The 12,686-nt window shown below is 48.6% G+C and carries 11 protein-coding genes, 4 tRNA genes and 1 pseudogene; 14 read left to right on the top strand and 2 right to left on the bottom strand.

The genetic code is table 11. The annotated features are described in order from the left end of the window. Both HMPREF0658_RS11995 and HMPREF0658_RS00170 read right to left on the bottom strand, forming a co-directional pair. Positions 1-587 (bottom strand): annotated as a pseudogene (locus HMPREF0658_RS11995) (hypothetical protein); the annotation flags it as partial. Between the two features lie 292 nt (positions 588-879). Then, complete coding sequence (locus HMPREF0658_RS00170; RefSeq protein ID WP_006947637.1) at positions 880-1,704, bottom strand: GNAT family protein; 825 nt, start codon at positions 1,702-1,704, stop codon at positions 880-882. 235 nt (positions 1,705-1,939) lie between these two features. Between HMPREF0658_RS00170 and HMPREF0658_RS00175 the strand changes: the two genes are divergently transcribed. The 14 genes from HMPREF0658_RS00175 (at position 1,940) to HMPREF0658_RS00240 (ending at position 12,471) form a co-directional block, all read left to right on the top strand. Then, positions 1,940-3,232: a replication-associated recombination protein A gene (locus tag HMPREF0658_RS00175; protein ID WP_006947646.1), complete on the top strand. Its 1,293-nt coding sequence runs from the start codon at positions 1,940-1,942 to the stop codon at positions 3,230-3,232. A gap of 45 nt (positions 3,233-3,277) precedes the next feature. Then, the gene (locus HMPREF0658_RS00180; RefSeq protein WP_006947648.1) at positions 3,278-4,234 is read left to right on the top strand and encodes a D-2-hydroxyacid dehydrogenase; all 957 of its coding nucleotides are present in this window, start codon (positions 3,278-3,280) and stop codon (positions 4,232-4,234) included. A gap of 50 nt (positions 4,235-4,284) precedes the next feature. Continuing rightward, on the top strand, positions 4,285-4,926 hold the full coding sequence (locus HMPREF0658_RS00185; protein WP_006947649.1) for a trimeric intracellular cation channel family protein: 642 nt from the start codon (positions 4,285-4,287) through the stop codon (positions 4,924-4,926). A gap of 315 nt (positions 4,927-5,241) precedes the next feature. Continuing rightward, positions 5,242-5,317: transfer RNA gene (locus HMPREF0658_RS00190), tRNA-Gly, on the top strand. A 39-nt stretch (positions 5,318-5,356) separates the two neighbouring features. Then, a tRNA-Leu gene (locus tag HMPREF0658_RS00195) sits at positions 5,357-5,438 on the top strand. Between the two features lie 28 nt (positions 5,439-5,466). Beyond that, positions 5,467-5,553 (top strand) — tRNA-Leu (locus tag HMPREF0658_RS00200). 10 nt (positions 5,554-5,563) lie between these two features. Beyond that, positions 5,564-5,636 (top strand) — tRNA-Gly (locus HMPREF0658_RS00205). Positions 5,637-5,665: 29 nt separating this feature from the next. Further along, positions 5,666-6,214 (top strand): hypothetical protein, encoded by a 549-nt coding sequence (locus HMPREF0658_RS00210; protein WP_006947651.1) that lies wholly within the window; start codon positions 5,666-5,668, stop codon positions 6,212-6,214. Between the two features lie 24 nt (positions 6,215-6,238). Further along, the gene (locus HMPREF0658_RS00215) at positions 6,239-6,655 is read left to right on the top strand and encodes a single-stranded DNA-binding protein (RefSeq protein WP_006947653.1); all 417 of its coding nucleotides are present in this window, start codon (positions 6,239-6,241) and stop codon (positions 6,653-6,655) included. Positions 6,656-6,682: 27 nt separating this feature from the next. After that, entirely contained in the window at positions 6,683-8,023 is a 1,341-nt protein-coding gene (gldE, locus tag HMPREF0658_RS00220; RefSeq protein WP_006947658.1) for a gliding motility-associated protein GldE, read from the top strand. 8 nt (positions 8,024-8,031) lie between these two features. Next, positions 8,032-8,628, top strand: a complete 597-nt coding sequence (locus tag HMPREF0658_RS00225) for a 4'-phosphopantetheinyl transferase superfamily protein (protein WP_006947660.1) — start codon at positions 8,032-8,034, stop codon at positions 8,626-8,628. Positions 8,629-9,229: 601 nt separating this feature from the next. Next, the gene (locus tag HMPREF0658_RS00230; protein WP_006947662.1) at positions 9,230-10,039 is read left to right on the top strand and encodes a DUF3822 family protein; all 810 of its coding nucleotides are present in this window, start codon (positions 9,230-9,232) and stop codon (positions 10,037-10,039) included. Continuing rightward, complete coding sequence (gene rsmD / locus HMPREF0658_RS00235; protein ID WP_006947664.1) at positions 10,040-10,570, top strand: 16S rRNA (guanine(966)-N(2))-methyltransferase RsmD; 531 nt, start codon at positions 10,040-10,042, stop codon at positions 10,568-10,570. 122 nt (positions 10,571-10,692) lie between these two features. After that, the gene (locus HMPREF0658_RS00240) at positions 10,693-12,471 is read left to right on the top strand and encodes a DNA polymerase III subunit gamma/tau (RefSeq protein ID WP_006947665.1); all 1,779 of its coding nucleotides are present in this window, start codon (positions 10,693-10,695) and stop codon (positions 12,469-12,471) included. The last annotated feature ends 215 nt before the right edge of the window (positions 12,472-12,686 follow it).

Raw genomic sequence — 12,686 nt, forward strand, 5'->3', positions numbered from 1 at the left:
AACTGTCGTTTCCTCGGCAAGCACCATTCCGTTTTCATCCGTTACCGTGTGGCGTTTGCTCATGTTGAGCATTTAACTTTCCTTTCGGTTTGACATTTGCTCATGTTGAGCATTTAACTTTCCTTTCGGTTTGGCGTTTGCTCATGTTGAGCATTTAACTTTCCTTTTGGTTTGACATTTGCTCCGCCGTTGCAAGCCTCCCGCCAGTTGTCGTGGCGTCCGACTAAGCGAAAAAAAGTATCTACGTTAGGCTTGACAACTTCTTTGAGCATGGCTTTCTCCGAAGCCTCTATGTGCTCATCCTCTTTTCTATCCTCAACGACCTCATAGCTCTTACCTCCGCGGGGGCGACGGGGCGTATTCGTAATGCTGGCATCAACGATGGCACCACGCTTTACAATGATTCCTTTAGCTTCCAATTGCCGATTAAACTCCGCAAGAAACGTATCATACAAATCCGCTTCAACTATAGCACGAATAGGTGCCCAATCAATGACGGTGTTTATTTGTGAAAAGAATGTCTGCTTGACCTTTCTTTGACCAAGGAACAGGTCAGCAAAACTGGGAGAGGATAACTTCTGTTTCATACGATAAAGGCACAAAAAATATTTAAGAAAGACAAATTATAAGAGGAGTTTGCAGAGGTCTCAAGTAGTTGGACGAGTCCGGAATAAGCGAATCTCATCCAATTGCCTCTTTGGGGCTTACAGTCCGATAGCCTTATCCCAAACTCGCGTATTTATCATTGCCCTATGCGAGATTTCAGGTCGAGAAAAAGGCAGACGGCGATACAAAAATCGATAGGGCTATATACAAACGAGGCCGGCTTTTAGCCGACCCCGTTTCGTTTCGTGTTGCAGATGAGCAGATGTTTCCGGTTTAATATTCGTCATCCGATATTTCTTCGGCCTCCATGTTCAGGTCTTCGGTATCAGTATCGAACGTTGTCCGATAACTTTCTTCCGTCAATTGCTCCTCATCGTAGGTGTCCTCGTCGTCGTAGCTATCGTCGTAACTGTCTTCAGGCAAGTCGTCTTCATCCTCATTATCGAGGTCTTCATCCTGTAACTTATCGTCGGTTGCAGCGTGTGTGGGTTTTGTTTCCACCTTGTTTGTCGGTTTCTTGGTCTCCGGTTTTTCTTTGGCGAAGATGGCTTCTACCCACGTTCCTTTTTCTATTTCGAGAACCTCGAAGCCGTCTGCCACCTTCTTGTCATACATTCCACCCCGTTTGTGCAGTCGGTCTTTGGGCAGTGTGGTGGTGGATATTTCAAACCCTGAGAGGATGATATCCTGCACACTTTGGGCAAGCGAATCCCATCCTCCGCCAAAATTGTGCTCAATGATTTCCAGAAGTTTTGCGGCAGAGATATGATTAATATTCTCTCGGGTGAGGTCTGTTACCCGCACAATCGGCCTTTTCTTGAGTGCCCATTTCATCTTCGTACCATCCCCCGTCTGTATCTGCTTGACGTTGAATCCCTGTTTTTCATAGCTCTTCACGGCTTCAGGCGCATCGTTTTTCACCTCTTCTATTAGGAACGCACTCCTAATGATGTCGACATAGTGGTGGGCATTTTCCCTTAGGTCGGCATTCTTTTCGGCAGCATCCCATAGTCTGAAGATGTCGTTTTCCTGCAAATTCCATACATTGCTGCGGTTCAGTGTTTTCAGTGTCAGTGTTTTCTTCGCTTGTTCTTTCATATAACGGTGTGATTCTGTTTGTCTTTGGATGAGGGTAAATATTGTTTTTATGTGGTATATATAGGAAATCCGGTATGTTGAAAGTCCTTGTTCAATAGGTCGGAGGAGTGTTTGTGTACGGGTATTCTCGGCATCCGAACTTGGCTGCAAAAATAATACATTCTGTTTTATCCACAAGTTTTTCAGGGGAAATTTTGCAAGAACGGCATATATTTTCTAATTTTGCGAAAAGAATATGGGTAAACCTTTGGCAGAACGAATGAGGCCGAGCACGCTCGAAGATTACATCGGGCAGAAGCATCTGGTAGGAGAGGGAGGCGTGTTGCGCAGGATGATAGAGGCGAAACGTGTCTCTTCGTTCATCCTTTGGGGGCCTCCCGGAGTGGGTAAAACCACCTTGGCACAGATTATCGCCCATCAGATGGAAGTGCCTTTCTATACACTCAGTGCCGTGACGAGCGGCGTGAAAGACGTGAGAGAGGTGATAGAACGTGCCAAGAGTGGTCGTTTCTTCAGTCAAGGAAGTCCCATCTTGTTTATCGACGAGATACATCGTTTCAGCAAAAGTCAGCAAGACTCGCTGCTCGGAGCCGTGGAGCAGGGTGTCGTGACCCTTATCGGAGCCACCACGGAAAACCCCTCGTTTGAGGTGATACGCCCGTTGCTTTCACGTTGTCAGCTATATGTACTCAAGTCATTAGAGAAAGAAGACCTGCTTGCATTGGTAGAACGTGCCATCACTACCGACGTGGAATTGAGCAAACGTAGCATAGAATTGCGGCAAACAGGCGCATTACTGCGATATAGTGGAGGCGATGCACGCAAGTTGCTCAACATACTCGAGCTGGTGGCAGAGGCATCTGAAGCCGATACCCTCGTTATCGACGACGAGCGCGTGACCGATTGCTTGCAGCAAAATCCCTTGGCTTACGACAAAGACGGCGAGATGCACTACGACATCATCTCGGCTTTCATCAAGAGCATACGCGGCAGCGACCCCGATGCAGCTCTCTATTGGATGGCACGCATGATAGAAGGAGGCGAAGACCCTGTCTTCATCGCACGTCGTCTTGTCATCAGTGCTGCAGAAGACATTGGGTTAGCCAATCCCAATGCATTGCTATTGGCCAATGCTGCGTTCGATGCCGTAACAAAGATAGGATGGCCAGAAGGACGTATCCCCCTTGCAGAAGCAGCCGTTTACCTCGCCACAAGTCCTAAGAGCAATTCGGCTTACCTCGGCATCAATGCCGCATTGAGCGAGGTGCGAAATAGCGGCAATAAACCCGTACCTCTGCATCTGCGCAATGCACCCACCCAATTAATGGCAAGTCTCGGATATGCCGACGGCTATCAATATCCACATGATTACCAAGGACATTTCACCAAGCAGCAATATCTGCCCGACGACCTTGCCACCGCTCGTTTCTGGCACGCACAGCATTCTCCCTCGGAAGAACGCATGTACCAGTGGATGGTGCAGTGTTGGGGGGATAGATTCAAAACCCCAGAAAACGACAAATCTTAATCGTTTCCTTCACGTTTGTTGTGAGGAAAAATACAAAGGAAAAGTATGAAAATAGTAGTTTTAGATGGCTATGGAGCCAATCCGGGCGACCTGTCATGGGAACCCATGAAGGCCTTAGGTGAGCTTACCGTTTACGACCGTACCGAATTGAAAGACTTGCAGACACGGGCAAAGGATGCCGATGCCCTGCTCACCAACAAAGTTCCTCTAAGAAGAGAAACCATAGAGTCCCTGCCCAAGCTGAAATATATAGGCGTGTTGGCCACGGGCTTTAATATTATCGACACGGAAGCAGCCCGCGAACGGGGTATTCCCGTATGCAACATTCCCGCCTACAGTACAGACAGCGTGGCGCAAATGGTGTTCGCCCATCTCTTTGCCATCACCAACCGAGTGGAGCACTATGCTGCACTCAACCGCAAAGGATTCTGGAGCAACAACCCCGATTTCTGCTATTGGGATACGCCGCTACACGAAATCGCCGGCAAGACAATGGGGGTGGTAGGCCTCGGAAATATAGGACGGAAAGTGGCTGAGATAGCGAGGACGTTCGGTATGGATGTCTTTGCATTCACCAGCAAAAGTTCTTCCGACCTGCCGGCAGGCATACAAAAGACCACGATGGAGGGACTTTTCGGTATCAGCGACGTTATTTCGCTGCACTGTCCGCTTACCGATACTACCCGTGGATTCATCAATAAAGACAGTATCAAACGCATGAAGCACGGTGCCATACTCATCAACACAGGCCGAGGCCCTTTAGTGAATGAGGCCGATGTTGCCGAAGCGTTGAAGACAGGAGAGCTGGGTGCATACGGTACCGATGTCATGAGCAAGGAACCGCCCGCCGCAGACAATCCGTTATTAACAGCCCCTAATGCCTACATTACACCCCACATCGCATGGGCTACCTACGAGGCACGCGTGCGGCTCATGGATATTGCCGTGGCCAATGTCCGTGCCTTTACTGAAGGCCAACCGCAGAACGTGGTGAATCCCTGATAGGGAAAGCCAGGGTCCGATACATTTGTGCATCCCATCATTCTATCAATATGCCCTATACAGACATCGAATTTGCACGTACGCTCCAGCATCTCATCGAGTTCTTAGGCACATTCGCCTTTGCCATATCCGGCATACGTCACGCCGCCGCTAAGCATTTCGACTGGTTTGGAGGCTTTGTTTGTGGCTTTGCCGTGGCCATTGGCGGGGGTACTATCCGCGATGTGATGTTAGGTGTTACACCATTTTGGATGACCTCGCCCGTCTATATCATCTGTACGGTATTGGCACAGCTCTTCGTTATCAGCTTTTCTCATAAGATGAGATGGCTTGACAATGCATGGTTCGTATTCGATACGTTAGGACTTGCATTGTTTACGATTGCCGGTATTCAGAAGACTCTTTCCTACGACCATCCTTTTTGGGTGGCCATTGTGATGGGATGTATCACGGGGGCGGCCGGCGGTGTGATACGCGATGTACTGCTGAACAACGTACCCGTGATATTCAGGAAAGAGATTTACGCCATGGCCAGCGTTGTGGGCGGTCTGATATATTGGCTCTTTCTTTCGCTACGCGTGCCCACAGCAGTCACGGTGAGCGTGGTGTTCGTTATTGTTTGTGCCATCCGTTTCCTCGCCGTCAGATACCATATCTCCCTACCTGTACTCAAAGACGAAGTGGAAGAGTAAACAACTCTTTTTCATATCTTTATATAACAACGTGCTCTACATGCGGTCAGCAAATCGTCGTTGTCGGGCGTAAGATTGCCGACCTTTCCTTGTACAAACGCCATCTGTACGGGGTACGAATGCCGACTTATCAATCGTAACTTTACGACCCTGACCCCCAAAATCTGTACAAGGTCTTATAACCGATTTAGATTGAAAGAGCGAAAAAGGCGGGATGGTACGAAAAAAATCAGGCAAATTCTTTGTACGGTCGGAAAAAAGTCTTACCTTTGCAACCGCATTTAGAGGAATGCTCCTGCATAGCAGGATGGTTATGCGGAAATAGCTCAGTTGGTAGAGCACAACCTTGCCAAGGTTGGGGTCGCGGGTCCGAGTCCCGTTTTCCGCTCCACATTCTGAATAACAAGGAGAACGCAGGTTCTTTTTATAGGCCCAGGTGGCGGAATTGGTAGACGCGCACGTTTCAGGTGCGTGTGTTTAACGGCGTGCAGGTTCGAGTCCTGTTCTGGGCACATCATTATTCAGAATGTTTTTCATGCTGGAGAGGTGGCGGAATTGGTAGACGCGCTACTTTGAGGGGGTAGTGTCAATTGTGACGTGGGAGTTCGAGTCTCCTCCTCTTCACCATGTTTAGTTTGCGGAAATAGCTCAGTTGGTAGAGCACAACCTTGCCAAGGTTGGGGTCGCGGGTCCGAGTCCCGTTTTCCGCTCTTTTTAGGAGAAACATATTTTATTCCAGATGAATTTATATTTAAGATACTTCGATAAGGAGACTTTTGTATATAGCGTGGAAGACGCTATCCGTTTTTTAAGTTCAATTCCCGAAATACCGATGGACAAGAATATGGAGGCAGACATACGTGAATATGCTGAAAGCAACGTGTTCTATCCCAAACGCTATAAAGTGAGACCACGTGTCTATTTCATCATCATCAAGACCGAAGCTGCTTCCATGATGGATTTCAAACAAAAGAAAGCCCTGAGACCGAAAGCCTCGGTCGGTATGATGGACTTCCGCGAACCTAATCCTGCACTTACCCGTCTCACCGAAGAGCATCCCGGATGGTACGAGGGTACGCTTGACTTTAAGCGGGTCGTGATGGTGCCTGCTACGGGGAAGCATGAATACCGAGATACCCGTTTTGTCGTGCAATGTAAAGCCAATTCCGGACAAGACTGCTACAACCGAATCGTAGACCACCTGCGTTCGCGTGTAGATAGCCGAAGTCAGTTCCCTTCCGCTAAGGGTAAGAACTTCCACTTCAGGTACTTAGGCTATTGGAAATAAGCACTTCACTCATAACGTTCGAATATGAATAAGGTCATGTTGATAGGAAACGTGGGGAAAGAACCCGACGTACGCTACTATGAGGCCGACCAAGCCGTAGCACAGGTGCGCCTCGCAACCACCGAGCGCGGCTATACGCTGCCGAATGGGACACAGGTTCCCGAACGTACCGATTGGCACAACCTTGTTTTCTACCGTGGTTTGGCTAAGACGGTAGAGAAATATGTACATACCGGAGACAGGCTCTATGTCGAGGGACGCATACGTTATCGCTCCTATGATGACCAGCGTGGAGTGAAACGATACGTAACGGAGATATTGGTTGAGAATATGGAGATGTTGAGCGGAAAACCGTCTACAGCTCATACGGAGCAACAGTCCCGCCCCACGGAAAAGCCGGCGAGCACATCCCCTTCGGCTGATGAGAGTTTGCCTTTCTGAAACTGAAAAGACTTGTAATACCCTATTTTGGACTTTACCCTTATAAGCGAAACACTCGGTCAGGTGCATCTGATGCCGCCGACAACCGATGTTATTATAGCTGCCATGCTGGCAATTCTGCTCTTATTGATATCGGGATTTGCCAGCGGCTCTGAGATTGCTTTCTTTAGTTTGTCGCCCACAGACTTGGCAGAGGTAGACGACGAGAAGACCGAACGCGACCGACGTATCAAACTCCTGCGCGATGATTCCGAACGCACCTTAGCCACTATTCTCATCACCAATAATTTGGTGAATGTAACCATTATCATGCTTTGCAATTATGTCTTCGCAAAGCTTATAGACTTTGGTACAGCCTATTGGTTACAATTTATCTGCATCACCGTACTGCTCACCTTCCTGCTTTTGCTCTTCGGCGAAATCATGCCCAAAGTCTATGCCCGTCAGAATGCTCTGATTTACTGCCGCAAAGCGGTGCCGGGTATATTCTTTCTACGAAAGTTGTTCAGAGCACCCGCCACAGTGCTGATGAAGAGTGGTATGGTTGCCGGACGCCTCGTACAAGGAAAGACCCATGTACTGAGTGTGGACGACCTCGAGCAGGCACTCGAACTCACAGACAAAGAGGAAATAAAAGAGGAGCGAAGTATTTTACACGGCATCATACACTTCGGCGATGAGACTGCTAAAGAGGTGATGACCAGCCGGCAGGATGTCGTAGACCTCGACATCCGCAGCACCTTTGCCGATGTGCTCCGCTGCATTGTGGAAAATAATTACAGTCGCATACCCGTCTATCAGGAAAACACCGACAATATACGCGGCGTACTCTATATCAAAGACCTCCTGCCTCATCTGTCAAAACCGGCCAACTTCCGCTGGCAGAGCCTTATACGGGCACCCTATTTCGTGCCGGAGACCAAGAAAATAGACGACCTCTTACGCGAATTTCAAGACAACAAAATTCACATTGCCATCGTTGTAGATGAGTTCGGCGGCACCAGCGGAATTGTAACGCTCGAAGATATATTAGAGGAAATTGTGGGTGAAATCAACGACGAGTACGACGAAGAAGAGAAACTGTATGCTAAAATCAACGATACCACATACATCTTTGAGGGGAAGGTGTTGCTGAGCGATTTCTATAAGATTCTGCAACTTCCCGACGATACATTCGAGGAGATTGAGGGAGATGCCGACAGTCTGGCCGGTCTGTTGTTGGAGATGAAGGGCGATTTTCCTGCCATTCATGAGCAGATAACGTACAAGAATTTCTCATTCGAGATACTTAAAATAGAAGACCGACGCATCTCGAGGGTGAAAGTAAGAATCAAGCCTGCGGAACCCAATCCGCCGGTTTCGGACTGAAAAAGACCATGCCTCTCTTATCCATCGAAACGATTCATGCAGATGTGCAACTCGGCCTGTGGAAGATAGACGAGACCGAAGAGCAACTCGCCGCCGTTTATCCACAGTTCGCCCCACAAGTAGAGGGATTCCGGGCCGTCTCTCGCCGCCTTGAGCGATGGGCAGTTCTCGCACTCACAGCCGCCATGACGGGCAGCGAAGACATCGTCCTCCGCCATGCTGAAAACGGAGCACCGCAGTTAGACGGGTGGCACATCAGCATCAGCCACACCAAGGGTTATGCTGCTGTCATTCTCTCATGCGACCGGCAGGTGGCAGTAGACGTGGAATACGTCAGCCCTCGTGTGGCAACCATCCTTCACAAGTTTCTGAGCGAAGACGAAACACCCGCCACGCTGACCGAACAACTTCTGTGCTGGTGTGCAAAGGAAACGGTCTACAAACTCTTTCCCGACTCCAATCTGCAATATACCGAAATGCACATCCGCCCGTTTTTGTTAGACGACGGAGCCCCCATCATGGCAGAAAACAGGAAAAACCATCTGACGCTCAACGTATACTACCGCCACACCGAAGCCTACGCCCTGGCGTATGCTTTTCTATAACCCCACAAATCGTTCATGAGCACCTATACAGATTCTGATGGATGCTCGTTCAAATAGTTTTGTTGTCTCCCTGTCCTTTCCCGCAAACCTGTCATAAGCATTTGCGGATGCGTGTTAAAACATGTAAACTCGAGGAAGAAATTTAAGGGCTTGCGGTAAGCGAAAAAAATACATACGGGAGCGCATAAATTTCTTCCCGCAAAGAGATTTACGCGCAACCGCGAGGAAATAAATTTTCTCCCGCAAAGAAATTTACGGGCTCCCGTATATAAATTTATGCGCAACCGTATGTAAGTTTACGCGCTCCCGTATGCAACATTTATTCACACTTGAAGCGTATGAAAAAATGGGCGGAATCCGCATGTAAATATCTAACTATCAGTCATTTTATTCGTAAGACTGACGACTCGTACAAGAGAGAGACTCGGAGAGATGGTGAAATATAGGCGAGAATGGTGCAACAATCACCAAGACACAGGGAGGAGAAACTGTATTTTGCAGATGCTTACTTGCGAGTATCGCGGAAAATCGCTACCTTTGCCGGGCAGTCGTATCCCGACGGGAAAGACCTGTCCGACGCATACCTATCCTACACCATACGATGGAGCCTATCAACCGCATCACGAAACAGCCGCGCATCACCCTGCGCATCAGCGACCATACCTTGTCGTTCTCGGTCGTAGACCTCGACCATCCCGACCGCATTGTTTATGAACCTTACATCGTGAGAAGCGGTATCTCGATGGCAGCCAATCTGCGCGAAGCGTTCAAAACGGCCGAACTGCTCTTGCAAGACTATAAGCGGGCACAAGTGTTGCTCGACACCCACGTGATGCTCGTTCCCTTAGACGAGTTTGACGAGGCCGACTGTGAAGCCCTTTTCCAGCACACATTTTCCGACAAGGAACAGGAGACGATACTGCACGAGGTGCTCCCCTCGCTCAATGCCGTGGCAGTGTTTTCCATCAACAAAGACCTGAAAATGGTTGTAGAAGACCATTTTAAAGATGTACGTATCTCCTGTGTGCAGCAACCCGTATGGGCACATTTGCACCGGCGTAGCTTCTCCGGCTCGCGTAAGAAACTCTACGGCTATTTCCACGATCGCAAATTAGAGCTTTTCAGTTTCACGCAAAATCGGTTTAAATTTTGCAACACTTTTGAGGTGACTCATGCCGACGATGCCGTGTATTACCTATTGTTTGTATGGAAGCAGTTGGCCTTGGATTCTGAGCGCGACGAACTGCACATTGTCGGTACCATACCCGAAACCGATTCGCTGACGGAGCGACTGCGCGCTTATCTGAAAAACGTGTATGTCATCAACCCGTCTGCCGACTTCAATCACTCGCCCATTGCTCAAATCAAAGGGCTGGATTACGACCTCATGTCGCTATATATCATCAGATAGATGCGGATTATTACAGGCCTCTATCGGGGAAGGCATTTCGACATACCCCGAACTTTTAAGGCGCGGCCTACCACAGACTTTGCCAAAGAAAACCTCTTCAATGTGCTGAACGGTTACGTTGATTTCGACGACGCTGCGGCACTCGACCTCTTCTCGGGTACGGGGAGCATCTCTTTGGAGTTGCTGTCGCGCGGTTGCCGACAGGTGGTAAGCGTGGAAGCCGACCGCGAACACTGTCTCTTTATCCGCCAATGTCTGAAGAAATTAAGCGCAGAAAACCACCTGCTGATACGCGGCGATGTGTTTCGATTTCTGAAAAGCTGTCGCCAGCAGTTCGACCTTATTTTTGCCGACCCTCCATATGAATTGACCGAACTGCCCCAAATACCCGACCTCATTTTCCAACACGACTTGCTTCGCGGGGGCGGTCTCTTTGTACTGGAGCATGGAAAGAAACACGACTTTTCCATACACAGCCGCTTTATAGAGCACAGGGCATATGGTAGCGTGAACTTCTCGTTGTTTCGCTAAGCACAGCTCTTCGCAGGACGTTCCATTTTCTTTCCGTCTTCTTCGTCTCTTTTCGTTCTTTATTGTATCTTTGCAAGACTGAAACCATTCGTTTGTAAAGAACGATACACCTTGTAAAGAATATGGAAGAATATATCGTTTCGGCGCGTAAATATCGGCCAATGTCGTTCGACTCCGTCGTAGGACAACAGGCATTGACCACCACCTTACGCAATGCCGTGAAGAGCGGAAAATTGGCACATGCCTATCTTTTCTGTGGTCCGCGAGGCGTGGGCAAGACCACTTGTGCCCGCATTTTCGCCCGAGCTATCAATTGCATGAACCCAACCACAGAAGGAGAAGCCTGTGGAACATGCGAGAGTTGCAAGGCGTTTAACGAACAACGGTCGTACAACATCTTCGAACTCGATGCCGCAAGCAACAACTCGGTAGAGAACATTAAGGCACTGATGGACCAGACGCGCATACCTCCGCAGGTAGGCAAATACAAAGTGTTTATCATCGACGAGGTACACATGTTGTCTACGCAGGCTTTCAACGCATTTCTGAAAACGCTTGAAGAACCGCCCGCACATGTGATTTTCATCCTTGCTACTACAGAAAAGCACAAGATTCTGCCAACAATTCTATCGCGATGTCAGATTTACGACTTTGAGCGAATGACTGTTGCCGATACCATCGCCCACCTAAAGCGAGTGGCAGAACAGGAGGGCATCGGCTACGAAGAGGAGGCGTTGGCCGTCATTGCGGAGAAAGCCGATGGCGGGATGCGCGATGCACTCTCTATCTTCGACCAATCCGCAAGTTTCTGTCAGGGACAGATCACCTATAAGAAAGTGATAGAAGACCTGAATGTGCTGGACTCCGACAACTATTTCCGCATCATCGATATGGCCTTGAAACAAGAGGTAAGCAATATGATGGTACTGCTCGACACGGTTATAGGGAAGGGGTTTGATGGCGGAATCTTTATTCAGGGATTGGCAAGTTACACACGCAATGTATTAATGGCCAAAGATGAACGGACGCTCCCCTTGCTCGAAGTGAGTAAAAAACAGGCAGAGCGTTATAAAGAGCAGGCACAGCGCTGTCCTACGGACTTTATGTACAAGGCCTTGAAACTGATGAACGATTGCGACGTGCACTATAGGCAAAGCAACAATAAGCGGTTGTTGGTGGAACTGACACTCATACAGATTGCCCAGCTCCTGCAACCTGACGATGATGATGAGAGTGCGGGGCGTCGCCCCGGTAAGAGACTAAAATCCCTGTTCAGACAACTTGTAGTAGGTCAGTCGATACCGGCAAGACAGGTAGCCGGAACTGGCCGTCCTGTCGTGCGGCAAACTCAGGCATCGCAACACAGGGAAACTACACCGCAGCCTGAGAGAAAAGAAACAACGACCATTACCTCACCGACAGAGAATCGGCCGCGAACGAAACTCAAAGGGTTGGGAATGACGTTCGACAACCTGCTCAACGAAGGGAAAACGCTCCAGACCGACACCGACATAGAGGTAACAAACAAAGAAGAAACCGGCCACTTCACACAAGAGGAACTCGACTTCCAATGGATGGCCATGTGTGCACGAATGCCACAGAAGATGGCGGGTATGGCTTCGCGGATGAAGCATATACACCCGAAGATGACCGATATGCCTCATATCGAACTCACCATTGATAACGAAATACTGCTGGAGCAGATTCTTGCCATCAAGTCCCGCATCAAGGCAACATTAGCCAAAGAGCTACACAATGGCAACATTGAACTGCACATACGTTTAGCAAAGGCAGAGGAAGTGGTAAAGATTCGTACAAAGAAAGAAATATTCGAAGATATGAGAAAGGCCAATCCCGCCATAGAAAAATTGAGAAGCGAGCTGGAGCTCGACTTACTATAAGCAGCAAGCGGGACGATAAAGATAATATTATCTTAAACCACCAAAACGCATCTTTTCGACAAAACATTTGCGCATTTCACAAACTTTATTTACCTTTGCCGCCGTGAAACAAATAAACAATTATCATACGATGATGAATGAGGCGCAGAGAAAAGTGTGTTTTTCTGCATCTTTTAACGCTTTATATTTGCATACACCGGAAAAAAGTGTAACAC

The sequence above is a fragment of the Hoylesella marshii DSM 16973 = JCM 13450 genome (assembly GCF_000146675.1).
Lineage (GTDB): Bacteria > Bacteroidota > Bacteroidia > Bacteroidales > Bacteroidaceae > Prevotella > Prevotella marshii.